Raw genomic sequence first — 23,408 nt, 5'->3', positions numbered from 1 at the left:
GCTCGAGGAGGAGCCGGCGGGAGGAGGGGCGGCGCGCGTCGGATCGACCACGCGCCGCCGTGCGGCTCAGCCGAGCAGGCCGCTCGGTGGGAGGGCGGACCAGGTGGCGATCAGGCCGTCATCGGTCGGGTCGGCACCGACGGGCGCGTAGGTCGATCCGAGTCCGTCGACGACGGCGGCCAGATCGTCGACCGACCGACCGTCGGCGGGGCTGATCTCCAGCTGGCGGAAGAGCCCCTCCGACTCGCCCGGCAGCGCACCGGGGTCGGCGACGTCGATCGGACCGGTCGCGGCGAGCTGACCCAGGACGATCATCGCCCTCGGGTCGACCCGGCCGTCGGTGAGCGTCTGGCGGAACACGTCGGACACCTGCAGCGACGGGTTCTGGGCGAGTTCGCGACCGACCTGCGATCGGGCCGCGGCGTCGGCGTCGGCGTCGGTCGCGGCCTGGGCGGCCCCGTCGGTGTCGATGCGACGCACGTCGACCTCCTGGTCGCCGCTGCCGAACGACGCGACGACTGTCGAGTTGTCGAGGGCCTGACGGATGCCCTCGGAGGAGCCGCCCGAGGTGCGGACGGACTCGGTCGTGACGATGAAGTCGCTGTCGCGCCAGCCGTTCGGCGACTGCGCCCGGACGGCGCCGTCGGTGTCCAGCTTGTAGAACCAGATGACGTTGTCCCGAGCGAATCCGTCGTCGACGAGATCGACCCACATCGCGTCGTCCACGAGCAGTCGGCTGTCCTTCGGCACGTTGTCCGAGATCCATCCCTGCGCGTCGCGCATCGGGGCGTCGAGGTCCGCGAGGAAGAACCCGCGGAGCTGGGTCGTCCAGAGCGGCACGATGGCGACGGCCGCCACCGCGGTCACGGCGACCCAGACGACGGCGCCGGAGCGGCCGGCCGCCGTGCCGAGCCGGCTCTCGCGTCGGGCGCGGAGCGAGCGCACGGCCGAGTCAGAGACCGCCGCGATCAGCAGCGCCGCGAACGGCAGCATCATGATCACGTAGGGGACGGGCAGATAGCCGCCCGGGCGGAACATGAACGCGATGAGGAAGACCATCATCACGGCGATCGGCCGGACCCTCGTCAGGAAGACGCCGACGACCGAGGCCGCCGCGCCCAGCACGATCACGACCATGTCGAGCTGCCACCACTGCGACACGGTGGCGAAGAAGAGGCTGCCCGTGTCGAGGATCGAGCCGCTCGACTCGCGGGTGCCGAGCTGGAACGTGATCCCCTCGAGCAGACTGACGCGCCCGGCGCCCGGCAGCAGCTCGCCCTTGACCCCGGCGAGCGCGATGTACGAGAGGCCGATCAGCACGAGCAGCGCCGAGGCGATGGACAGTGTGTACCGACGCGTCGAGCGGTCGGCTCCCCGGATCATGACCCAGGCCAGGAACGGCAGGGCCAGCAGGTACGTCTCCTTCGACAGGACGGCGATGCCGAACGACGCGGAGGCCGCCGCGTAGCCGGCCAGCTGGTGCCGCCTGCTCAGGGCGAACAGGAAGGCGGCGAGGAGCCACGGGGTCGCGACGTTGTCGAGGTACACGGTGCGGTGGAACTGCACGGCGAGGGGGGAGACGGCGAACACGAGGGCGGCGACCGAGGCGGCCACGCGGCTCAGCCCGATCCTGCGGGCCAGCGCCCAGAGCAGGGCGACCGCGACGACGGTGAAGAACACCATGGCCTCGCGGCCCGCCAGGACGGCGATGCTGTAGCGCGAGAACGCGCCGGTCAGGGCCGTGTACGCCGAGATCTGCAGCCAGCCCACGGGCGGGTGGTCGTACCAGTAGGTGTAATGGGCGAGTTCGCCGAGGTTCTGCACGGCCCAGGCCTGGGCGACGTAGGTGCCCTCGTCGTCGATCCGCTGCGGCGAGCCGGCCATGTTGAGGCTCTGCACGACGGCGGCGACGGCGAGGACGGGCAGGAGCCAGAGCAGGGAGGCGCCGTGACGTCGGAGCCACGACACCCGGGGGGCGCGATCCGCTTCGGCCGGACGCGGCCGGATCGGTGCGTCCGGTGCGACGGTCGTGTCGGCTGGTCGGTCGAGGATGCTGGTCATCGGTCACCACCTCCGGTCAGGGCGAGGTCGTCGGTCGAGCGGCCGGCCGCGTCGGTCGTCGGGGTCGGGGCGGCGTGCCCGAGCGGGGCGGGCACGGCGGCAGGTCGGTGGGCGCCCGTGTGCTCCGTCTTCTCCCAGGCGTTCAGCTTTCGGACCTGTCGCCAGACGGACCGGACGGCGGCCAGGGCCAGGAAGATCTGGTAAGGCAGCAGACCCCAGACGAGTCGGAAGTAGTCGCGCGCCCGGACCTTCTGCCCGTAGGTGCGACCGAATTCGCGGAGACCCGTGAACTCGACGGCCAGCAGCACGAGTGTCGGCGCCAGGGGGATGAACGAGACCAGCGCGATCGCCGTCGGGACCTTGACCGTGAGGATCAGCGCGATCGAGATCGGGATCATCAGCCCGGTGGCCGCCTGGATGAAGGGCATGGTGAGCAGGTAGCGGGCCATCAGACGCTGACGGAGTCGGGGGAGCTTCTTCCATTCGCCCTTGCCGTAGACCTGCATGAAGCCCTGGTTCCAGCGGGTGCGCTGCTTGAGCAGAGACACGAAGGTGCCGGGGGTCTCCTCGCGGGTGACGACCTCGGGGCTGTAGGCCACGACGACCTTCGCACCGGCGCTCGAGAGTCGGACCCCGAGCTCGCAGTCCTCGGCGAGGCACTCGGCGTCCCAGCCCTCCGACCAGTCGAGCCACTCCTTGCGCACGAAGACCGTGTTGCCGCCGAGGGGGATGAACTTCTCCTTGGCGTGGAAGTGCAGACGCGACCGGAACCAGAAGTAGTACTCGAGCACGTTGCGGAGACTCCACCAGCTGCTCTGGAAGTTCATCAGCTGCACGCCGCCCTGCACCACATCGGCGTCGGTCTCGGTGAAACGCGAGTCGACGAGCGTCAGGAGGCGCGGGTGGACCTCGTCCTCGGCGTCGAACACTCCGACGATCTCGCCCCGCGACGACTGCAGCGCGAGGTTGAGGGCCTTCGGCTTGTTCTTCGGCACGCTCGAGTCGACGATCACGCGGATCAGCTCGGGGTGGCGCGCGGCGGCCTCGCGGGCGACGCGCTCGGTGCCGGGATCGTCGTGACCGACGATCGCGATGATCTCGAAGTCCGGGTGGTCCTGCAGGGCGAGTCGGTCGAGGGTCTGGCCCATGACCTCCTCCTCGTGCCGACCCGGCACCAGCAAGGTGAAGGAGTGAGCGGCGTCGAGAGGGTCCTCGCTGAACTGGCTGCCCTCGAGGTTGTCCTTCGAGCGCCACGCGTGCAGCATCCACCAGAGCGTCGAGACGGCCACCGCGGTGAGCAGCAGCGAGATGACGACGAGCGACGAGTAGCCGATCCACTCGAGGGCGGACCAGTCGGGGAGCTGGAAGCCGGCGAGTCCTTCGCCGGCCGTCGCCGCGCCTCCTCGGTTGGGGACGAACGTCTCGGGCGAGGCCGGCGCCTGCGGGGTCAGCAGCGGGGCGGGCTCACCGGCTGCCAGCAGGTCGGCATTGTGCGTCGGGTCAGTCGACACGGGTCACTCTCCTGTCAAAAGAGGTCGGGTTGGTCGTGGGTGTCGTCGAGCAGCGTGATGCTCAGCAGGTCGCGCGATTCGGGGTCGGCGCCGGGGCGGCAGTCGGCGGCGCCCCTCGTCCGAGGGTTCTCACCTCGGGTATGGCACCGGTTCGGGGGGTGCTCGAAAATCGGTTTGGTCGGATCCCCCGGCTGCCGGGGAATTGCCAGCTTCCCGTCATCTCCCGTTAACGTCCCCCGGTCGGGGGGCAGCCCGTCGGCCACCCGAGGCGCGTAGTTTGACGACATGGACTTCAGATACCTAGGAAACAGCGGCCTCAAGATCTCCGAGATCACGTACGGCAACTGGCTGACCCACGCCTCGCAGGTCGAGAACGACGTCGCCGCCCAGTGCGTCCGTGCCGCGCTCGACGCCGGCATCTCGACCTTCGACACCGCCGACGCGTACGCGAACACGGCGGCGGAGCAGGTCCTCGGCGACGCGCTCAAGGGCGAGCGTCGCGAGTCGCTCGAGATCTTCACGAAGGTGTACTGGCCGACCGGGCCCCGAGGTCACAACGACGTCGGGCTGAGCCGCAAGCACATCCTCGAGTCGATCGACGGGTCGCTCCGTCGTCTCGGCACCGACTACGTCGACCTCTACCAGGCGCACCGCTACGACGCCGACACCCCGCTCGAAGAGACCATGCAGGCGTTCGCCGACGTCGTCCGCCAGGGCAAGGCGCTCTACATCGGGGTCAGCGAGTGGAACGCGGACCAGATCCGTGCCGGGCACGAGCTGGCCGTCAAGTACGGCGTGCAGCTCATCTCGAACCAGCCGCAGTACTCGATGCTCTGGCGCGTCATCGAGCAGGAGGTCGTGCCCACCAGCAAGCAGCACGGTCTCGGCCAGATCGTCTGGTCGCCGGTCGCGCAGGGCGTGCTCACCGGCAAGTACAAGCCGGGCGCCGAGCTGCCCGCCGGCAGCCGCGCCACGGACGACAAGGGAGGCGCGAGCTCGATCAAGAGGTTCCTCACCGACGAGGTGCTCACCGGAGTCGCGAAGCTCGAGCCGATCGCCGCCGATCTGGGCCTCTCGATGGCCCAGCTCGCCATCGCCTGGGTGCTGCAGAACGACAACGTCGCGTCGGCCATCATCGGCGCCTCGCGACCCGAGCAGGTCGGCGACAACGTCAAGGCCGCGGGCGTGAAGCTGCCCGCCGAGGTCATGACCGCGATCGACGAGGCGCTCGGCGACCTGGCCGAGACCGACCCGTCGAAGACCGTCTCGCCCGACGAGCGACCCGCCTGAGACCCGGCGCGGAGAAATCCGGCGTCACGGGAATTCGTCAGGGGTGGATGCACTTGCATATACTCGTACCGACCTTCGGTGACACGTCACCGAAACCCCAGACGTCATCGCACCACTAGACATCGTCACATCACCGGACACCGTCACATCAGTCACCCAGACCAACAGGAGAACACCATGGCAATCACCACCGAGACGATCCCCGCCGGCACCTGGAACCTCGACCCCACGCACAGCGAGGTCTCCTTCAGCGTCCGTCACCTCGCCATCAGCAAGGTCAAGGGCAGCTTCGAGTCGTTCGACGCGACCCTCGTCACCGCCGAGGACCACACCGCGAGCAAGGTCACGGCCTCGATCGACGTCGCGTCGGTCAACACGAACCAGAAGGACCGCGACGGTCACCTGCAGACCGGCGACTTCTTCCTGGCCGAAGAGCACCCCAAGATGACCTTCGTCTCGAACAGCATCGAGGAGAAGAGCGGCGACGAGTTCCTCGTGCACGGCGACCTGACCCTCCGTGGCGTCACCAAGCCCGTCACCCTGAAGAGCGAGTTCGGCGGCCTCGTCGTCGACGGCTACGGCCAGACGAAGCTCGGCTTCTCGGCGACCACCAAGATCGACCGCACCGCCTTCGGCGTCACCTGGAACGCGGCCCTCGAGGCCGGCGGCTTCACGCTCGGCAACGACGTGACCGTCACGCTCGAGATCCAGTTCGTGCTCCCCGCGTAAGCAGCAGCACCTCTCGAGGGCCCGCATCCGCCTGTCGGATGCGGGCCCTTCGTGCGCGACCCGCGCCTCCTCGGCTCCGGCGGGCCCGCGACCCGCGCCTCCGGGGCTTCGGCGGGTTCCCGTCATCCGCGGCGGGTCAGCGCTGACCCGCCCCCGATGACGGGAACCCGCCGCACCGACCCGCGGAACAATGCGCGGCCCCGTACGGTTGGCCCTGGCAGTCAGCCCCGCACCACCCGAGAGGACTCCCATGACCGTCGACTGGATCACCCTGCAGAAGACCGCGCACGACGAGTTCGCCCGCCGGGTCGAGGCCGTGGCCGACTGGGACGCCCCCACTCCCGACACCGAGTGGAAGGTCCGCGACCTCGTCCGGCACGTGACCCGCGAGCAGCAGTGGGTGCCCCTCCTGCTCGAGGGCGGCGACCCCGCCGAGGCCGAGAACTCCATCGAGCCGCTCGGCGACGACCTCGTCGAGGCCTGGCACCGCTGGTCGAACGCCGCGACGGCGGCCTGGCGCGACGCCGATCCGCACGCCGAGGTCCGACTGAGCGCCGACGTCGTCCCCGTGCACGAGTACCTGGCCGAGCAGGTCGCCGACGTCACCATCCACAGCTGGGATCTCGCTCGTGCGGTCGGCGCCGACGAAGAGCTGGACGACGCCCTGGTCGAGGCCGTCTGGGGCGTCTTCGAGCCGCAGAAGGACGCTCTCGAGGCCTCGGGGCTGTTCGCGTCGCCCGTGCCGGTCGGCGACGACGCCCCGCTCCGCATCCGCCTGCTCGCGTTGACGGGCCGCGACGCCCGCTGACACGCCCGACGCATTCGCGCCTCCCGGGGGTTCATCACCCGACCCTGGCAAGCTCGGGGCATGACCGATCCGATCGACCGCCCGTGGCTGCACAGCTACGCTCCTGACGTCCCCGCCGACATCGAGCCCGTCACGGGCAGCCTCGTCGACCTGATCGACGACGCCGTGGCCGCGCACCGCACGCGTCCGGCCCTCGAGTTCTTCGGGCGCGAGACGTCGTACCGCGATCTGGGCGACCAGATCGCGCGCGCGGCCGAGGGGCTCAGGAGGCTCGGCGTGCGTCGAGGAGACCGCGTCGCCCTGATCGTCCCCAACAGCCCGCAGCACGTGGTCGCGTTCTACGCCGTGCTGCGCCTCGGCGCCGTCGTCGTCGAGCACAACCCGCTCTACACCGACCGCGAGCTGCGCCACCTCTTCGAGGACCACGGCGCGACCGTGGCGGTCGCATGGGACAAGCTGGTCGACCGCCTCCGCGCCCTGCCCTCCGACCTCGGCCTGACGACCATCGTGTCGGTCGACGTGACCAAGGGCATGCCGCTCGGCACCCGGTTGGCGCTCAAGCTGCCGGTGCCCGCCGCCAGGTCGTCGCGGGCGGCGCTGACGGACGGCGCGACGGGCGACTCGACGTTCGACGACCTGCTGTCGAACCGCCCGATCAAGAAGAAGCACCCCCGGCCCGAGGTCGACGACGTCGCCCTGCTGCAGTACACCAGCGGCACGACCGGGTCGCCGAAGGGCGCGATCCTCACGCACCGCAACCTCCGCAGCAACGCCGAGCAGGGGCGCGCGTGGGTGCCGGGGCTGGTCGAGGGCGCCGAGACGGTCTACGGCGTGCTGCCGTTCTTCCACGCCTACGGGCTGACGCTGTGCCTCACCTTCGCGATGAGTCTCGGCGCGCGGCTGGTGCTGTTCCCGAAGTTCGACGTCGACCTCGTGCTCAAGGCGGCGAAGAAGCACCCGCCGACATTCCTGCCGGCGGTGCCGCCGATCTATCAGCGACTCGCCGACGGCGCCCGCGAGAAGCGCGTCGACCTGTCGTCGGCCCGCTTCGCCATCTCGGGTGCCATGAATCTGCCGACCTCCGTCGTGACCGCCTGGGAGGGGGTGACGGGCGGCATGCTCGTCGAGGGCTTCGGTCTCACCGAGACCTCGCCCGTCGCGCTCGGAAACCCCATCGGCCCGACCCGCCGCGTCGGCACCGTCGGGGTGCCGTTCCCGTCGACGGAGGCGATCGTCGTCGACCGGGACTCCCCCGATCCGACCCGACCCGTGCCTCCCGGGGCAGCGGGCGAACTGCTGCTGCGTGGTCCGCAGGTGTTCCGCGGCTACTGGAACCGGCCCGACGAGACCGCCGAGGCGTTCCTCGAGGGCGGCTGGTTCCGCACCGGCGACATCGTCAGCATGAGCGCCGACGGCTACGTGACCATCGTCGACCGCATCAAGGAGCTCATCGTCACGGGCGGCTTCAACGTCGCCCCGTCCGAGGTGGAGGAGGCCGTGCTCGGTGCCGACGGCATCGCCGAGGCCGCCGTGGTGGGGGTCCCGCGCGCCGAGGGCGGCGAGGACGTCGTCGCGGCCGTGGTCCTGGCCGCGGGCGCGACCCTCGACGAGGCCGCCGTGCGCGATCACTGCCGCGGGCGCCTTGCCGCCTACAAGGTGCCGCGCCGGGTCGTCGTGGTCGACGAGCTGCCCAAGTCGCTGATCGGCAAGGTGCTGCGTCGGCAGGTCCGCGACAGCCTCATCGCCGCGGGCTAGACGGGACGTCCCGGCACGACTAGAGCCAGCGGGCCCGGTCGAACGGCCAGAACACCACGAAGGCCCGGCCGACGACGTTCTCCTCCGGGACGAACCCCGCGTAGGGCCCGCTCTGGTGCGCCCGCGAGTCGGCGGAGTCCTCGCGGTTGTCGCCGAGGACCCACAGCGCCCCCTCGGGCACGGTGACGTCGAAGGGCGTCAGCGACGCCGGGTCGCCCGAGGGCACCGTGATGTACGGCTCGTCGATCGGCTCGCCGTTGACGAGCACGCGCCCCTCGGCGTCGCAGCACGAGACGGTGTCGCCCGGCAGACCGATGACGCGCTTGACGAGGTCCTGACCCGGCTCCCCCGGCAGCCAGCCGCCCGGATCCTCGAAGACGACGATGTCGCCGTGGTGCAGCGGCATCGCGTTCGAGGCGAGCACGTTGACGACCAGCCGGTCGCCGATCATCAGCGTGTTCTCCATCGACGCGGACGGGATGTAGAACGACCGCACCAGATACGTGCGGACGCCCCACGAGACGAGCAGGGCGATCAGCACGATCACGACGACGTCGCGCAGGAGGCGGAACGGTCGATGGGGACGAGGAGGCGCGGTGTCGGTCACGACGACATCCTCTCAGTCGCCTGCTGGGGTCAGACCGATGCCCACCCGAGTCGTTCGAGTCGCGCCAGCGCGTGCTTCTCAGCCGGCGGCCGCGGGCCCATGACGGCGCCCACTCCCCGCAGCACGGCCGCGGCGGGGCCGGCGGTCGGCAGCTCGACGGGACCGACGTGCGGCGGACGCAGATCGAGCAGCTCCTGGAATCGGGGTTGCAGCGTCGCGACCGCGCCGTTGAACAGCAGGGGGTAGCCGGCCCGGAGGACGGGGAACAGCGGCGGACGCCGGATGAACCGCACGACGTCGTCGGTGCGGGAGGTCCGCTCGAGGACCCCCCGGCGATCGAAGTCCATCAGCTGGTGCTGCATCTCGGCAACGGTCAGCGGCGGATTCGGCACACCCATCAGCTCGCCGGCGACGGCCCACTCGCGGACGTAGGCATCGGGGCCTCCGGGCACCTCGCGCCCGCCCCACCGATGGAAGGCGGCCAGGAACGAGTCGGCGAAGGCCATGTGCACCCAGCTGAGCAGCTCGGGGTCGTTGGCCGCGTAACCGTGCGAGACGCCGTGACGGTCGTCGTACTGCCCGACGACTTTCGTATGCAGCCGCGAGACCCAGTTCGACGCCTGGGTCGCGGCGTCCCGACTGCCGTAGGTGACCGTGTAGATCCAGCGGATCGTCCCGGCGAGCCGCCCCAGGGGGTCCTCCTTGAAGCGCGAGTGGTCGTGCACTCCGGCGAGCGCACCGGGGTGGAGGGCCTGGACGAGCAGCGCCCTCACGCCGGCGGCGATGGTCGCCTTGGCCCCGTGCACGGCCCAGACGGCCGACCCCGGCTCGAAGAACCCCTCGTCGTCGCCCTTCTCGAGGTCGATCATCCACTGCGGCGTGCCCGTCGCCTGCCCGTTGAAGGTCTGCTGCAGACGGGCGCGCAGCGGGGAGACGAGGTCGGTCATGGCCCGATCATGCGCTCTCGGACCTGAGGACTCCCGTGAACGGACACCGCGCCTCCCGCAGCTCTCGAGAGACGCAGGAGGCGCGGCGGGCGTCGGCGACGGAGGGTCAGCCGCCGTGCGCCTCGACCGAGACGGACTGCCACTCGTTCCACGTCGCGAGACGCGACTCGTAGTCCTTGGTGGCGATGCCGAGCGGCGCCTTGCCGAAGAAGATGCGGAGGGGCGGCTGCTCGGCGTCGACGACTTTGAGGATCGCGCCGCGGGTGGCCTTCGGGTCGCCCGGGTCGGCGGCCGACGGGCGCTTCGAGGCGGCCTCGCGCACCTCGGCGTACTCCTCGAGCCCGTCGCTGCGCGACGCGGACGGGCCCGACCAGTCGGTGCTGAACCCGCCGGGCTCGACCAGGGTGACGTGGATGCCGAAGCCCGCCACCTCCTGCGCCAGCGACTGGCTGATGCCCTCGAGCGCCCACTTCGACGCGTGGTAGATGCCGACCGTCGGGAACGCGCTGATGCCGCCGATGCTGGACACCTGCACGATGTGGCCCGACCCCTGCTCGCGCATGATCGGCAGAGCAGCCTGCGTCACCCACAGGGCGCCGAACAGATTCGTCTCGAGCTGCCCCCTGGCCTCGGTCTCGCTGATCTCCTCGACCATGCCGAAGTGGCCGTAGCCGGCGTTGTTCACGACGACGTCGAGACGACCGAACGTCTCGGCGGCCACCTGCACGGCGGCGATGTCGGCCGCGCGGTCGGTGACGTCGAGCTGAAGCGGCAGGAAGGCGTCGCCGTACTGCTCGACGAGACCGGCGACGTCGTCGAGGTTCCGCGCGGTGCCGGCGACGCGATCGCCTCGTTCGAGTGCGGCCTCGGCCCACTCGCGGCCGAAGCCCTTGGATGCTCCGGTGATGAACCAGACCTTGCTCACGGTGTTCCTCTCGTCGGGGTGCGGGTCCCCCCGATCCAACGCCCGCCCGTCTGGAAGACGTCCAGGTGCCTCTTCCCCGCGTCGCTGCACGACGCGCACGATCGAACGGCCTCGTTCGCCCTAGAGTGAGAGGGTGACCATCGAGACCCCGCGTCCCTGGCTTGACTCGTACGCCCCCGGCGTCCCGCACGAGATCGAGCCCGTCACGGGCTCTCTCCTCGACCTGGTGGACGGCAGCGCGAAGCGCTACCCGAAGGCGGTGGCGCTCGAGTACTTCGGGGCCACGACCTCGTACACCGAGCTCGTCGAGCAGATCGCGCGTGCGGCCGAGGGCCTGCGGAAGCTCGGAGTGGGCCACGGCGACACCGTGGCCCTCGTGCTGCCGAACGGCCCGCAGCACGTCGTCGCGTTCTACGCCGTCCTGCGTCTCGGCGCCGTGGTCGTCGAGCACAACCCGCTCTACACGCCGCGCGAGCTGCGTCACCAGTTCGAAGACCACGGCGCCAAGATCGCCATCGCCTGGAACAAGGTCGTCGACACGATCCAGGCGTTCCCCGACGACGTCGCGGTCGACCACGTCGTCTCGGTCGACGTGACGAAGGCGATGCCGTTCGGCACCCGGCTGGCCCTCCGTCTGCCGATCGCCAAGGCACGCGAGTCCCGCGAGCGCCTCTTCGCGCCGGTCCGTGGCACGACCCCGTGGGAGGACGTCGTCGGCTCGCGCCCGATCCGCTCCAAGCACCCCCGCCCCGAGACCGACGACCTCGCGGTCATCCAGTACACGAGCGGCACCACCGGCACGCCGAAGGGCGCGCAGCTGACGCACCGCAACCTGCTCTCGAACGCGGCGCAGTCACGGGCCTGGGTGCCGACCATCGAGCAGGGCGCGTGCACCGTCTACGCCGTCCTGCCGATGTTCCACGCCTACGGCCTGACGCTCTGCCTGACCTTCGCGATGAGCATGGGGGCGCGCCTCGTGCTGTTCCCCGCCTTCGACCCGGCGCTCGTCCTCAAGGTCATGAAGAAGCGACCGCCGACCTTCCTGCCGGCCGTCCCGCCGATCTACACGCGCCTCCGCAAGGCGGCCGACGACGCCGGCGTCTCGCTGCGCGGCGTCGAGGTCGCGATCTCGGGCGCCATGCCCCTGTCCGCCGAGGTCGTCGAGCCGTGGGAGGCCGAGTCCGGCGGCTGGCTGGTCGAGGGCTACGGGCTCTCCGAGTGCTCGCCCGTGCTGATGGCCAATCCCGTCGGGCCGACCCGCCGCGCCGGCACCGTGGGGCTCCCGCTGCCGAGCACGGAGGTGCGGGTCGTCGACCCCGACCAGCCGACGGTCGACGTCGCCCCCGGCGAGTCAGGCGAGCTGATCGTGCGCGGCCCCCAGGTGTTCACCGGCTACTACCGCAAGCCGCAGGCCACGAGCGAGGTCTTCGTCGACGGCGACTGGTTCCGCACCGGAGACATCGTCACCGTCGACGACGACGGCTTCGTGCGCGTCGTCGACCGCATCAAGGAGCTCATCATCACCGGTGGGTTCAACGTCGCGCCCTCCGAGGTCGAAGAGGTCCTGACGCGCTTCGAAGGCGTCGTCGACGCGGCCGTGGTCGGCATGCCGAGCCCCGGCGGCGAGCAGGTCGCCGCGGCGATCGTCGTCTCCCCCGGTGCCGAGGTCGACGTCGCCGAGCTGCGTGCCTTCGCCCGCAAGCACCTCACGCCCTACAAGGTGCCGCGACGCATCGTCGTCGTCGACGCCCTGCCGGCCTCGCTGATCGGCAAGGTGCTGCGCCGCAAGGTGCGCGACGAGCTGCTCGGTCACTGACCGCGAGCGCCCCGGGCATCCTCGCCTGGGGCATCCTGAGCTCCGGCCCGGGGGCATCCCGCGCTCGGGGCCCCGGGCACCCGGGGGCGGCGAGACCCGATCTAGTCGGCCTTGCCGTCCCGTCGCCCCTCGGCCAGCCAGGCCAGCCGCTGCAGCGTCTCGCGATTGCGGTGCTTGAGCATGACGTTCTGCAGCGGTCTCGGCACGAGGGTCCCCGGGCCGGACACCGCGTCCTCCGTCATGGTGACGTGCGAACCGCCCGAGATGGGCTTGACCGCGAACCCGACCCGCGCCTCCCCCAGGGGCCAGCCGCGCGCGATCATGACGACGCGACGGGGCGGGTCCCACTCGACGATGCTCGTCGAGTCGTCGATCACCGCGGGCCAGACGCCGACCGAATGGCTGATCTTCGAGCCGGCCTCCGGCCACGCGGGCTCCACATCGCGCACTCGCGACGCCCCGACGACCCAGCTCGGGTACGACCAGCCGTCGCGCAGGATCGCGAAGACGTCCTCGGGCGATGCGTCCATGAATCGCTCCTCGATGCTCATGCCGGCTCCCCCCGGTCGGGTCCCAGATGGGGCAGGTCGGTGATGCCGAACTCGTGCCGGAGGGCGCTGCGGGCGGCGTAGGCGCCGCCCATCCCGTGCACGCTCGGCCCGGGCGGCACCGACGACGACGCGAGGTACACGCCGGCGACGGGGGTCCGCCACGGCTCGGTCGACAGCACCGGGCGCACGACGAGCTGCTTGAGGCTCGGCGCACCCGAGGCGATGTCGCCGCCGATGTAGTTCGGATCGTGGGCCTCGAGCTCGTCGGCGCTGTACGAGTGCGACGCGAGCACCACGTCGCGGAAGCCCGGGGCGAAGCGCTCGATCTGCGCCGTGATGACCTCGGTCATGTCGCGGGTGCTGCCCGACGGCACGTGCGCGTACGTCCAGAGCGAGTGCTGCCCGCTCGGAGCGCGCGTGTCGTCGACGACGCTCGGCTGCACGACGAGCACGAACGGGTCGTCGGAGTGCCGCCCCCTGGCCACGTCGTGCTCGGCGCGGGCCACGTCGGCCCGATCGCCGCCGAGGTGCACCGTCGGGGACCCCCGCAGGGCGTCGACCGCCCAGGGCACCGGGCCGCTGAGCGCGAAGTCGACCTTCGACGCTCCCCCGCCGTAGCGGAACCGCTCGAGGCGACGACGATAGCCGTCGGGGAGGCGCGCGCCGGCCATCGAGATCAGCTGCCGGGGCGTCACGTCCAGCAGTGCGACGTCGCTGTCGAGCTGCCCGAGGTCGGTGATCTCCGTGTCGGTCTCGATCACCCCGCCGTGCGCCACGAGGTCGGCCGCGAGCGCATCGGCGATCGACTGGCTGCCGCCGCGAGGCAGAGCCCAGCCCCGCCCATGCCCGTGCACGGCGAGGGTCAGACCGGCGGCGGAGGCGGACAGGCTCGGCATCGGACGGATGGCGTGGGCCATGACGCCGGCGAGCAGGGCCGTCGCCTCGCGCGTCTTCAGCCCGGCGTCCCACCAGGGGCCGCCCTGGGCGAGGATGCGCAGGCCGAACTCCACCACCGTGCCGGGGTGCCTGGGCACCTGCAGGATGGGCGACAGCGTGAACTGCGAGATCTCGTCCTCGAGGTCGACGAGGCGGCCGAACATGCGGCGCCAGGTCGGCCCGTCCACCCCGAGACCGGCGACCGTCCGCTCGAGGTCGCGGTACGCCACACCCGCGGTGCCTCCGTCGACGGGATGCGCGTACGAGATCTCGGGCACGATCATCTCGACGCGCTGCTCGAGCCCCCACCGCCGGAAGAACCCCGAGGCCATGGCCATCGGGTGCACGGCGGAGCAGATGTCGTGGCGGAAGCCGGGCAGGGTCAGCTCGGCCGTGCGCGTGCCGCCGCCGATGGTCGACGCCCGCTCCACGAGCTGCACCTTGAGCCCCGCCCGAGCGAGCACCACCGCCGCGGCCAGCCCGTTGGGACCCGCCCCGACGACCGATGCGTCGTAGGGCCGGCTCATCGGCGACGCCCCGACACCGCCCGGACGGTCGCGAATCCGGCACCGAGGGCGGCCGCGACCGCGAGACCGCGACCGATGACGCGGTGCTCGGTGTACCAGACCTGGGGGCTCGTCGAATGGGCCTGATCGCTGAAGATGCCTCGCGCCCCGTGGTCGCCGGCCGTGGGCTCGTAGAGGTTGTCGGGCAGCATCGGCTCCTTCTTCTGGGGCGCCTGCTGACCCGAGTAGCCGGTCTTGGCCAGGAACACGTCCATCACGCCCGCGGCGAGGCGGTTGCCCATGACCGTCCCCAGCGTCGGCTCGCCGATCCACGACCGGCGACGCGGCTTCTCGGCGACGGCGGCGATGGCCCGGGCCCCGACCTCGGGTTCGAAGATCGGCGCGACGGGCATCGGGTGGTCGGGCAGATCCGTGCGGACCCAGTTGAACTGGATGGTGTTCAGCGCCGGCATGTCGACCGTCGAGATGCGGACCGCGCTCTTGTTGTGCAGCAGCTCGGTGGTCACCGACTCCGTGAAGCCCTGGACGGCGTGCTTCGCGGCGCAGTATGCGGCCTGCAGGGGGATGCCGCGGTGCGCCAGCGCCGAGCCGACCTGGATCACGTGACCGCTGTCGCGCGGCACCATCCGCGAGAGGGCCGCACGGGTTCCGTTGACGAAGCCGAAGTAGTTGACGGCCGTCGCCCGCTCGAAGTCGTCGGGGTCGGTGTCCAGGAACTCGCCGAACACCCCGACCATGGCGTCGTTCACCCAGAGGTCGATGGGCCCGAGCTCCGATTCGACGCGATCGGCGGCGGCCTCGACCTGCGCACGGTCGGCGACGTCCGTCGGGATGCCGAGAGCGCGACGCCCGGCGGCCTCGACGTCGGCGACGGCCCCGTCGAGTCCGTCCTGACCACGGGCGAGCACCGCGACGTCCCAGCCGCGGGCGGCGAGCTCTCGGACGGTGGCACGGCCGAGTCCGGCGGTTCCTCCGGTGACGACGGCGATCCTGCTGGTGCTCATGCTTCTCCTCGACTCATCCTCGCGTTCGCGGGTCTCCGACGGTAGTCGTTCACGACCGAGGAGGCGCGACTCGCGTGAGTCGCGCCTCCTCGGTCGTCACCTCGACGCAGCGCCGCACGGTGCTAGATGTCGAAGCCGCCGAAGTCGCCGCCCCCGAAGTCGCCCCCGCCGAATCCACCGCCACCGAAGTCGCCACCCCCGAAGTCGCCCCCGCCGTCGCCCGCGCCGGTGTCGGCGCCCGCGGTCTCCGTGCCCGTGTCGCCCGGGTCGGAGCCGGTGTCGGAGCCATCGCCCTGGTCGCCCTCGCCGCCGTCGGCCGTGGCGCCGCCGTCGGGCAGGAACGCACCGACCAGCGCCGAGCCGATCACGAAGCCGGCCACCGTGCCGAGCAGCGAGCCGCCGATCATCGAGCCCATGCCGGGCCCGCGGCGACCCTGGGCGTTCTGCCCCTCAGAGGGGCTGCCGCCGCCGAGCGTGCGCTCGAGGGTGCCCGGCTGGCGGAGCTCGGACCGGGTGGCGGCCTGCGCCAGCGACGCCGGGTCGTCGCCGCGCGGGCGCTCGCTCTCGGACGCCTGCGCGCTGAGCTCGTCGAAGACCAGGCGACGCTGCTCGGGCGTGAGCTTCTCGAAGGCCTCGGCGTGCACCTGCTCGATGGTCTCGGGCGGGGCCGTCCGCAGCAGGTAGCGGTAGCGCTCGACGGCGATCTCGTCGTCGGTCCGTGCAGCCTGCGGTGCGGACGACCGGGGCGCGGGCGCCTGCCCGTACGGCTGCTGGCCGGAGGGCGCCTGGTCATACGACTGCTGGGCGGAGGGCTGCTGTTCGTACGACTGCTGGCCGTAGGGCTGCTGGTCGTACGACTGCTGGCCGTAGGGCTGCTGGTCGTACGACTGCTGGCCGTAGGGCCGGGTGTCCGCCCTGGGGCCGGGCTTGGCCTGGTCGTCGTCGCGGCCGAGGAGTCTGTCGAGGAATCCCATCGGAGCGGTTCCCTTCCGTTCGTGGTGTGCGGTGCGGAGGCACCTGCCGAACACGACAGTACGGTCGCCCGCCGCCGCCTGCCTGTGCGCAGCGTGCGGATCAGCCGCGAACGTCGCCGTCGGCGTCTCGGTGATCGCCGGGCTCGCGGGTGTCGCGGGCGTCGGCGGACCCGCCGCGACGTCGGCGCCGCAGCAGCGCCCGCACCACGAGCCAGACGATCACGCCGGCGATCGCGCCGTAGACGATGTAGTCGAGGTACTTCGCGTACTCGTCGATCAGCTCGTACTGGGTTCCGAGGGCGGCGCCCAGGGAGATCAGGAGGGTGTTCCAGATGCCGCTGCCGACGATGGTGAAGAGCGAGAACGTGACGAGGGGCATGCGGTCGGCGCCGGCCGGCAGCGAGATGAGACTGCGGACTCCGGGGATGAAGCGCCCGAAGAAGACGGCCGAGCGACCGTGCCGGTGGAACCAGCCCGCCGCCTTGTCGAAGTCCTCGCGGTCGACGAGCGGCAGCTTCGAGAGCCACCGGATGCTCCGTTCGAGACCCAGCTTCGCACCGAGGAGGTACAGCACGAGTGCGCCGACGTACGCTCCGAGCGTCGTGACGACGATCAGGAGGCCGATGTTCATGTCGCCGCTGCCGGCCAGTGCACCGGCCAACGGCAGGATCAGCTCGCTCGGGATCGGCGGGAAGATCGTCTCGATGAAGGTCAGCAGACCGACGCCCCACTCGCCCAGCGCGTCGATCACGCGCGACGCGATGCCGACGATGCCCCCGCTCTCGGTCAACGACCCGGGGGCGGATGCGGCGGTCAGGAGTGCGGTCGGCGCGGCTGAGGAGGTCATGTGTCCCTGGGTCGGTTCGGGTCCCGCTCGGGACGGGCTCGGATCGGCTCCTCGAGTATGCCGGGTCAGGCTGTGGACGACCCCTGCGCGGGTCAGACGGGTCGGCCGGCGCCTCGTCGGCGGGTCGCGAGCAGCCCGATCAGTCGCCAGCCCACCAGGAACACCCCGAGCACGATCGCCGTGACGACCACGAAGCTCGGCTCGACGCCCTGTCCGCTCGCGACACGCAGCAGCACTCCCACGACGACCGTCGCCACCCAGACGACGAGCCCCGCCCTGGGGCCGCGCATCGACCAGCCCACCCCGAGCACCGTCGCCCAGCCGACGGCGAGACCGACGACGAACGGCCAGAGGGTCGTCGCGACGCCCGTGGGGTCGAGGGCCTCGGCATGACTGCTGCGGCCGATGAGGACGAACGCTGCGATGAGCAGGAGATCGACGACGGCGACCCACCAGAGCCCTGTGGAGCGCCTCGAGCGCCCGCTGCGTGAGATGCCGGTCATGTCTGCCTTTCGAGCGGGAGCGGGTTCAGGAGGGCTGCTCGAGCGTCTGCGACAGCTCCGACAGCAGGTCGTCGATCTGCGGTTCGACGAGACGCTCGACGGCGTCGCCGATGCGCTCCCGCTGAGCGACGAGGGCGAAGCAGAGGCTCGTGCCGACCGACTGCGCGTGGTCGTCGGCCAGCGCGAGCTCCCGGCGCAGCGCCTCCTTGGCCTCGTCGGAGTACTCGACGGGGTCGACCGTGCGGGACCCGGCAGGAGGCGCGTCCTCCTCTGCGAGACCGGCCAGCGTGAACAGGAACGGCTGAGCGGGGTCCGGTTCGGGGTCGACGTCGAGCCCCTCGAACTCGGGGTCGAGACCGACGTCGGGGCGGTAGCCGACATCGACGACGCCGTCGGCCTCGCGACGCAGCTCCCGGTCGACGAGCGGCAGGTTGCGGGCCGTGTAGATCTCGACCTCGTCGTCGACGATGTGACGCAGCCGGTTCAGCAGCGCGTGCTGGACGGCGTGCGGCACGTCGCGGTCGAAACCGGCGGCGACGGCGACGGGCGACCCGAAGCAGAGTCGGCACACGCGGGTGCGCCCGCGGGCCGTGCCGATGCGCCAGCGGGGCAGCCAGCGCAGCCAGGCGTCGACGGCGCTCTGCACGCGCCCCTCGATCGATTCCGCCATGCCCCGAATCTACGGGCATCGGGCGGTGATGACCGTGTACCCCCGGGCGATTCACCGGGTCCGGGCCCGGGTGCCGTCAGTCGACGGTGACGAAGTCGATCAGTCGCTCGACGGGGCCGAGCAGAGCGGGTTCGAGGTCGGCGAAGGTCCGCACCCGCCCGAGGATCCGCTGCCAGGCGGCGGCGATGTCGGCCTGGTCGTCGTGCGGCCAGCCGAGCGCGTCGCAGATGCCGTGCTTCCATTCGATCGAACGGGGCACCGCGGGCCACTCGGCGAGACCGACGCGCGCGGGCCTGACCGCCTGCCACACGTCGACGAACGGGTGCCCGACGACGAGCACGCCCGCCCCCGACGGCCCCGCCATGACGGAGTCGGCGATCCGGCTCTCCTTCGAGCCGGCGACGAGGTGGTCGACCAGCACGCCCACCCGCCGGGTGGGCGACGGACGGAACTCCGCGAGCACCTCGGCCAGGTGGTCGACGCCCTCGAGGTACTCGACGACGACGCCCTCGATCCGCAGGTCGGCGCCCCACACCTTCTCGACCAGTTCGGCGTCGTGACGTCCTTCGACGAAGATCCGGCTCTCGCGGGCGACCCGGGCACGGGCCCCGTCGACGGCGAACGATCCCGACGCGGTGCGTGCCCGGCCGGCCGGCGCCGCCCGCGGCACCCGCAGCGCCACGGGCGCGCCGTCGATCAGGAACGATCCCGACAGCGGGAACGCCCGCACGCGGCCCTTCCAGTCCTCCAGCTCGACCAGGCCCGCCGAGACCCGCACGACGGCCCCGGTGAAGCCGCTCGCGGAGTCCTCGACGACCAGATCGCGGACGGCGTCGGTCGGCGTCGCGACCGGCCGCTTCGAGCGCTTCCAGTCGCCGCTCAGCACGTCGTCTCCGTATCGGTCGTCAGTCACGGGGCGATGGACCTCTCTGCGGTGGTTCGGGTCGGGTTCGGGGTTGCGGTCTCGGTGATGGCTGGTAGGGGCGAGGCGGGCTCTTCGACGCCGCGGCCTCGTCGGACCGGCGACGCTCGCCGGGCCGCGGCGAGGTGCGACCCACGGGGGACGCGGTCTTCCCCCCGACCGCGCGGGGCTGGGCCGCGCGGGCCTGAGCCGGACGGGGCTGAGCCGCGCGGGCCTGAGCAGGACGGGGCTGAGCCGCGCGGGCCGGAGCGTCTCGAGTCGGCGCGTCACGAGAGGGCCCGTCTCGAGGGGGCGACCGGCGTGAGGCTCCCTGCGCCGCGCCTCCGGCGGCGCGTGCGGGAGTCGACCGCGCGGCCGTCGTTCCCGTCTGCGCCGATCGCCGCGGCGGAGCGAATCCGCCGGTGAGCACCCAGCTGAGCCAGACGAGCATCCCCACGACGTAGACGACGGACACCGCGAGCGGGATCCACCATGCGGCGACGGCACCACCGGACTGGCCGACGAGTGCCACGACGATCAGCGCGGCGACGAACCAGAGCCCGGCCGCCGTGCCTCGGGCGAGGTGGCTGGCGAGTCGACGCCGCAGCTCACGGCGTCGGGTCACGTGCTTCCAGTAGGAGGCGCGGGGCACGAGCAGGTGCCGTGCGGGCGTCCAGGCGAGCGCGGCGGCCGAGACCAGATACGCGATCAGGATCACGACGGCGACCGCGACGGCGACCAGGAGGAGGTCCGACCTGCTCGCGAACGCCGCCCCGGCACCGTCCGTCGTGCGGATGACGACGACGCGCAGGGGCAGCCACGTCGCCGCGACAGCGACGACGACGGCGAGACCCATGACCGCCACCCCGACCGGGGCGGCGGGTCGGATCCACCGGGGCACGCTCATCGGTCGCCGTCGCGCTCGTGCCGACGCGCAGGCACCTGCTCGATCACGGCGGCTCCCCCGTCGACGGCGATGCTCGTGCCGCCGGTCGTCAGGCCTGAGCGCGCTCGAGCACCAGCTCGCGCACGCGGGCCGCGTCGGCCTGGCCCTTCATGGCCTTCATCACCGCGCCGATGACGGCGCCGGCAGCCTGCACCTTGCCGTCGCGGATCTTCGCGAGGACGTCGGGCTGACCGGCCAGGGCCTCGTCGATCGCCGCGATGAGCGCGCCGTCGTCGGAGACGACCTTGAGCCCGCGCTTCTCGACGACCTCGCCGGGTGCGCCCTCGCCCGCCACGACGCCTTCGAGCACCTGACGCGCGAGGCGATCGGTCAGATCGCCCGACTCGACGAGCGCGATGAGCTCGCTGACGTGCAGCGGGGACACGAGGGTCGACGGTTCGACGCCCCGGGCGTTCGCCAGACGGGCGATCTCGCCCGTCCACCACTTGCGGGCCGCCTGCGGGGAGGCGCCGGCCTGGACGGTCTCGACGAGTTCGGTCAGCATGCCCGAGTTCACGACGTCCTGGAACTCGAGGTCGGCGAAGCCCCATTCGGCCTTCAGCCGGCGACGGAGGGCCACCGGGGCCTCGGGCAGGGCGAGCCGGAGCTCTTCGATCAGCTCGCGGGGAGGCACGACGGGCAGCAGGTCGGGCTCGGGGAAGTAGCGGTAGTCGTCGGCGTCGCTCTTCGGACGACCCGCCGACGTGCGACCGGTGTCTTCGTGCCAGTGGCGGGTCTCCTGGGTGATGGTGCCGCCCGAGGCGAGGATGGCGGCCTGCCGCTGGATCTCGTAGCGCACCGCGCGCTCGACCGAACGGAACGAGTTGACGTTCTTCGTCTCGGTGCGGGTGCCGAGCTTCTCCTGGCCGTGGGGGCGCAGCGAGACGTTCGCGTCGCAGCGCAGGTTGCCGCGCTCCATGCGCGCCTCGCTGACACCGAGCGAGCGCACGATGTCTCGGATGGTCGACACGTACGCGGCGCCGAGCTCGGGGCCCAGCGCGCCCGCGCCGATGATGGGCTTGGTCACGATCTCGACGAGCGGGATGCCGGCGCGGTTGTAGTCGACCAGCGAGTACTCGGCGCCCTGGATGCGCCCGGTCGAACCGCCGACGTGCGTCAGCTTGCCGGCGTCCTCCTCCATGTGGGCCCGCTCGATCGGGATCCGGAAGACGGTGCCGTCGGGCAGCTCGACCTCGACCTCGCCTTCGTAGGCGATCGGCTCGTCGAACTGGCTGACCTGGTAGTTCTTGGGGTTGTCGGGGTAGAAGTAGTTCTTCCGGGCGAAGCGCGAGCTCTCGGCGATCGAGCAGCCCAGGGCGAGCCCGAGGCTGATCGAGTAGCGGACGGCCTGCTCGTTGACGACGGGCAGCGAGCCCGGCAGGCCGAGGTCGACCGGGGTCACATTGGTGTTCGGGGCACCGCCGAAGAAGTTCGGGGCGTCCGAGAACATCTTCGTCTTCGTGGCGAGCTCGACGTGCACCTCGAAGCCGAGCACGACCTCGAACCTCTGCAGCGCCTCGTCGTAGTCCATCAGGTCTGCCTTGGCCATCAGATGACTCCCTCGGTGGCGGCGTGCTGTTCGGTGCTGCTGAGATCGGGTGCCTGCGAGATGAGGGTGCGTCCCCAGCTCTGCTCGAGCAGCTGCTCGAGTGCGGCGCCGTAGGTGTAGAGGCGGGCGTCCTCGCGGGCCGGAGCCATGAACTGCAGCCCGACGGGCAGACCGTCTTCGGCGGCGAGCCCCATCGGGATCGTGATGCCGGGGATGCCTGCGAGGTTCGCCGGGATCGTCGTGATGTCGTTCAGGTACATCGCCAGCGGGTCGTCGATCTTCGAGCCGAGCGGGAACGCCGTGGTCGGGGCGGACGGCGACACGAGCACGTCGACCTCGGCGAACGCCTTCGCGAAGTCGCGCTGCACGAGGGTCCGGACCTTCTGGGCGCTGCCGTAGTAGGCGTCGTAGTACCCCGCGCTCAGCGCGTAGGTGCCGAGGATGATGCGGCGCTTCACCTCGGGGCCGAAGCCGGCCTCGCGGGTCGCGGCCATGACGTCCTCGACGGTGCCGCCGCCCTCGGGCACCACGCGCATGCCGAAGCGGACGGAGTCGAACTTGGCGAGGTTGCTCGAGGCCTCGGCCGGCAGGATGAGGTAGTAGGCGCTGATCGCGTATTCGAAGCTCGGCGCCGAGATCTCGACGATCTCCGCACCCGCCGCCGTGAGCAGATCGAGGGCCTCGGTGAAGCGCGTCTTGACCCCGCCCTGGAACCCCTCGCCGTTCAGCTCCTTGACGACGCCGATGCGGACGCCCTTCAGGGCGCCGCCGGCGAGACCGGCGCGAGCGGCGTCGGTGAACGACGGCCATTCGTCACGGAGCGAGGTGGAGTCGCGCGGGTCGTGGCCCTTGATGACGTCGTGCAGCAGGGCGGAGTCGAGCACGGTGCGGCTGACCGGACCGACCTGATCGAGCGAGCTGGCGAGAGCGATGGCGCCGTACCGGCTGACGGAGCCGTAGGTGGGCTTGACGCCCACGGTGCCGGTGACGGCGCCCGGCTGACGGATGGAGCCGCCGGTGTCGCTGCCGAGAGCGAGGGGCGCCTCGAAGGCGGCGACCGCCGCGGCCGAGCCGCCGCCCGAGCCACCGGGGATGCGGTCGAGCGACCACGGGTTGTGCGTCGGACCGTACGCCGAGAACTCGGTCGACGAGCCCATCGCGAACTCGTCCATGTTCGTCTTGCCGAGCGGCACGAGATCCGCGGCGCGGAGCTTCTTGACGACCGTGGCGTCGTAGGGCGGCACCCAGCCCTCGAGGATGCGGCTGCCCGAGGTCGACGGCATGTCGATGGTGCAGAGGACGTCCTTGACGGCGATCGGCACACCGGCCAGCGGCCCGAGGGGCTCGCCGGCGGCGCGACGGCGGTCGACGTCGGCGGCCGTGGCCAGGGCGGCGTCGCTGACGTGCAGGAAGGCGTGGACGTCGCCGTCGACCGCGGCGATGCGGTCGAGGTGCGCCTGCGTGGCCTCCACGGACGAGACCTCGCCGGAGCCGAGCTTGACGGAGAGGTCGGCCGCGCTGAGGCGGATGAGGCTTGCGGTGTCGGTCATC

21 protein-coding genes are annotated in these 23,408 nt (G+C 71.5%); 5 read left to right on the top strand and 16 right to left on the bottom strand.

The window, feature by feature from the left end; genetic code table 11:
* Nucleotides 1–66: 66 nt before the first annotated feature.
* Entirely contained in the window at nt 67–2,061 is a 1,995-nt protein-coding gene (locus IFT51_RS05180) for a glycosyltransferase family 39 protein (RefSeq protein WP_192059885.1), read from the bottom strand.
* Complete coding sequence (locus IFT51_RS05175; RefSeq protein WP_371740686.1) at nt 2,058–3,572, bottom strand: glycosyltransferase; 1,515 nt, start codon at nt 3,570–3,572, stop codon at nt 2,058–2,060. Before IFT51_RS05175 ends, IFT51_RS05180 begins: the two co-directional genes overlap by 4 nt.
* Before the next feature lie 285 nt (nt 3,573–3,857).
* Between IFT51_RS05175 and IFT51_RS05170 the strand changes: the two genes are divergently transcribed.
* The 4 genes from IFT51_RS05170 to IFT51_RS05155 all read left to right on the top strand — a co-directional run bounded on the left by IFT51_RS05170 (nt 3,858) and on the right by IFT51_RS05155 (nt 8,154).
* Complete coding sequence (locus IFT51_RS05170) at nt 3,858–4,862, top strand: aldo/keto reductase family protein (RefSeq protein WP_192059883.1); 1,005 nt, start codon at nt 3,858–3,860, stop codon at nt 4,860–4,862.
* 177 nt (nt 4,863–5,039) lie between these two features.
* On the top strand, nt 5,040–5,591 hold the full coding sequence (locus IFT51_RS05165; RefSeq protein ID WP_192059881.1) for a YceI family protein: 552 nt from the start codon (nt 5,040–5,042) through the stop codon (nt 5,589–5,591).
* 250 nt (nt 5,592–5,841) lie between these two features.
* Nucleotides 5,842–6,399 (top strand): TIGR03086 family metal-binding protein, encoded by a 558-nt coding sequence (locus IFT51_RS05160; protein ID WP_192059879.1) that lies wholly within the window; start codon nt 5,842–5,844, stop codon nt 6,397–6,399.
* A 60-nt stretch (nt 6,400–6,459) separates the two neighbouring features.
* Nucleotides 6,460–8,154: a long-chain-fatty-acid--CoA ligase gene (locus tag IFT51_RS05155; protein ID WP_192059877.1), complete on the top strand. Its 1,695-nt coding sequence runs from the start codon at nt 6,460–6,462 to the stop codon at nt 8,152–8,154.
* Nucleotides 8,155–8,173: 19 nt separating this feature from the next.
* Here IFT51_RS05155 and lepB read toward each other — a convergent pair whose 3' ends face one another.
* The 3 genes from lepB to IFT51_RS05140 form a co-directional block, all read right to left on the bottom strand.
* Nucleotides 8,174–8,761 carry a signal peptidase I gene (lepB, locus tag IFT51_RS05150; RefSeq protein ID WP_192059875.1) on the bottom strand — a complete coding sequence of 196 codons (588 nt, stop codon included), beginning with the start codon at nt 8,759–8,761 and terminating at the stop codon, nt 8,174–8,176.
* Nucleotides 8,762–8,790: 29 nt separating this feature from the next.
* Entirely contained in the window at nt 8,791–9,708 is a 918-nt protein-coding gene (locus IFT51_RS05145) for an oxygenase MpaB family protein (protein ID WP_192059872.1), read from the bottom strand.
* A 106-nt stretch (nt 9,709–9,814) separates the two neighbouring features.
* On the bottom strand, nt 9,815–10,633 hold the full coding sequence (locus IFT51_RS05140) for an oxidoreductase (protein WP_192059870.1): 819 nt from the start codon (nt 10,631–10,633) through the stop codon (nt 9,815–9,817).
* Between the two features lie 133 nt (nt 10,634–10,766).
* Between IFT51_RS05140 and IFT51_RS05135 the strand changes: the two genes are divergently transcribed.
* Nucleotides 10,767–12,449 carry a long-chain-fatty-acid--CoA ligase gene (locus IFT51_RS05135; RefSeq protein ID WP_192059868.1) on the top strand — a complete coding sequence of 561 codons (1,683 nt, stop codon included), beginning with the start codon at nt 10,767–10,769 and terminating at the stop codon, nt 12,447–12,449.
* A gap of 101 nt (nt 12,450–12,550) precedes the next feature.
* Here the strand turns inward: IFT51_RS05135 and IFT51_RS05130 are convergent, their stop codons facing one another.
* From IFT51_RS05130 to gatA, 11 genes are all read right to left on the bottom strand, one after another.
* Complete coding sequence (locus IFT51_RS05130; RefSeq protein ID WP_244636926.1) at nt 12,551–12,979, bottom strand: SRPBCC family protein; 429 nt, start codon at nt 12,977–12,979, stop codon at nt 12,551–12,553.
* Between the two features lie 17 nt (nt 12,980–12,996).
* Nucleotides 12,997–14,463, bottom strand: a complete 1,467-nt coding sequence (locus tag IFT51_RS05125; protein ID WP_192059864.1) for an NAD(P)/FAD-dependent oxidoreductase — start codon at nt 14,461–14,463, stop codon at nt 12,997–12,999.
* Nucleotides 14,460–15,467 carry an SDR family oxidoreductase gene (locus tag IFT51_RS05120; protein ID WP_192059862.1) on the bottom strand — a complete coding sequence of 336 codons (1,008 nt, stop codon included), beginning with the start codon at nt 15,465–15,467 and terminating at the stop codon, nt 14,460–14,462. Before IFT51_RS05120 ends, IFT51_RS05125 begins: the two co-directional genes overlap by 4 nt.
* Nucleotides 15,468–15,589: 122 nt before the next feature.
* Nucleotides 15,590–16,441: a hypothetical protein gene (locus IFT51_RS05115; RefSeq protein ID WP_192059860.1), complete on the bottom strand. Its 852-nt coding sequence runs from the start codon at nt 16,439–16,441 to the stop codon at nt 15,590–15,592.
* A 100-nt stretch (nt 16,442–16,541) separates the two neighbouring features.
* A complete protein-coding gene (locus IFT51_RS05110; RefSeq protein WP_192059858.1) occupies nt 16,542–17,288 on the bottom strand; it encodes a DedA family protein in 747 nt (248 codons plus the stop codon).
* A 92-nt stretch (nt 17,289–17,380) separates the two neighbouring features.
* Nucleotides 17,381–17,791: a DUF3054 domain-containing protein gene (locus tag IFT51_RS05105; protein WP_192059856.1), complete on the bottom strand. Its 411-nt coding sequence runs from the start codon at nt 17,789–17,791 to the stop codon at nt 17,381–17,383.
* A 25-nt stretch (nt 17,792–17,816) separates the two neighbouring features.
* Entirely contained in the window at nt 17,817–18,461 is a 645-nt protein-coding gene (locus tag IFT51_RS05100; protein WP_192059854.1) for a spermidine/putrescine ABC transporter substrate-binding protein, read from the bottom strand.
* 76 nt (nt 18,462–18,537) lie between these two features.
* Nucleotides 18,538–19,374, bottom strand: coding sequence for a DUF3097 family protein (locus IFT51_RS05095; RefSeq protein ID WP_192059852.1), 837 nt, complete (start codon nt 19,372–19,374; stop codon nt 18,538–18,540).
* On the bottom strand, nt 19,367–20,269 hold the full coding sequence (locus tag IFT51_RS15055; protein WP_192059850.1) for a hypothetical protein: 903 nt from the start codon (nt 20,267–20,269) through the stop codon (nt 19,367–19,369). The genes IFT51_RS05095 and IFT51_RS15055 overlap by 8 nt, the downstream gene beginning before the upstream one ends.
* Nucleotides 20,270–20,357: 88 nt before the next feature.
* Nucleotides 20,358–21,857 (bottom strand): Asp-tRNA(Asn)/Glu-tRNA(Gln) amidotransferase subunit GatB, encoded by a 1,500-nt coding sequence (gatB, locus tag IFT51_RS05085; RefSeq protein WP_192059847.1) that lies wholly within the window; start codon nt 21,855–21,857, stop codon nt 20,358–20,360.
* Nucleotides 21,857–23,407 carry an Asp-tRNA(Asn)/Glu-tRNA(Gln) amidotransferase subunit GatA gene (gene gatA, locus IFT51_RS05080; protein ID WP_192059845.1) on the bottom strand — a complete coding sequence of 517 codons (1,551 nt, stop codon included), beginning with the start codon at nt 23,405–23,407 and terminating at the stop codon, nt 21,857–21,859. The genes gatB and gatA overlap by 1 nt, the downstream gene beginning before the upstream one ends.
* Between the last annotated feature and the right edge of the window lies 1 nt (nt 23,408).

Origin of the sequence: Frigoribacterium sp. CFBP 13712, assembly GCF_014842255.1 — a bacterium.
Lineage (GTDB): Bacteria > Actinomycetota > Actinomycetes > Actinomycetales > Microbacteriaceae > Frigoribacterium.
Note: the sequence above shows the minus strand (reverse complement) of the source record. Positions and strands in the feature narration are given on the sequence as shown.

Coding starts and splice junctions, on each gene's coding strand:
- IFT51_RS05130 (WP_244636926.1), bottom strand. CDS start 12,979: ATGGACGCATCGCCCGAGGACGTCTTCGCGATCCTGCGCGACGGCTGG.
- IFT51_RS05120 (WP_192059862.1), bottom strand. CDS start 15,467: ATGAGCACCAGCAGGATCGCCGTCGTCACCGGAGGAACCGCCGGACTC.
- IFT51_RS05125 (WP_192059864.1), bottom strand. CDS start 14,463: ATGAGCCGGCCCTACGACGCATCGGTCGTCGGGGCGGGTCCCAACGGG.
- IFT51_RS05145 (WP_192059872.1), bottom strand. CDS start 9,708: ATGACCGACCTCGTCTCCCCGCTGCGCGCCCGTCTGCAGCAGACCTTC.
- IFT51_RS05155 (WP_192059877.1), top strand. CDS start 6,460: ATGACCGATCCGATCGACCGCCCGTGGCTGCACAGCTACGCTCCTGAC.
- IFT51_RS05170 (WP_192059883.1), top strand. CDS start 3,858: ATGGACTTCAGATACCTAGGAAACAGCGGCCTCAAGATCTCCGAGATC.
- IFT51_RS05180 (WP_192059885.1), bottom strand. CDS start 2,061: ATGACCAGCATCCTCGACCGACCAGCCGACACGACCGTCGCACCGGAC.
- IFT51_RS05165 (WP_192059881.1), top strand. CDS start 5,040: ATGGCAATCACCACCGAGACGATCCCCGCCGGCACCTGGAACCTCGAC.
- IFT51_RS05105 (WP_192059856.1), bottom strand. CDS start 17,791: ATGACCGGCATCTCACGCAGCGGGCGCTCGAGGCGCTCCACAGGGCTC.
- IFT51_RS05115 (WP_192059860.1), bottom strand. CDS start 16,441: ATGGGATTCCTCGACAGACTCCTCGGCCGCGACGACGACCAGGCCAAG.
- IFT51_RS05100 (WP_192059854.1), bottom strand. CDS start 18,461: ATGGCGGAATCGATCGAGGGGCGCGTGCAGAGCGCCGTCGACGCCTGG.
- gatB (WP_192059847.1), bottom strand. CDS start 21,857: ATGGCCAAGGCAGACCTGATGGACTACGACGAGGCGCTGCAGAGGTTC.
- IFT51_RS05160 (WP_192059879.1), top strand. CDS start 5,842: ATGACCGTCGACTGGATCACCCTGCAGAAGACCGCGCACGACGAGTTC.
- IFT51_RS05110 (WP_192059858.1), bottom strand. CDS start 17,288: ATGACCTCCTCAGCCGCGCCGACCGCACTCCTGACCGCCGCATCCGCC.
- gatA (WP_192059845.1), bottom strand. CDS start 23,407: ATGACCGACACCGCAAGCCTCATCCGCCTCAGCGCGGCCGACCTCTCC.
- IFT51_RS15055 (WP_192059850.1), bottom strand. CDS start 20,269: ATGAGCGTGCCCCGGTGGATCCGACCCGCCGCCCCGGTCGGGGTGGCG.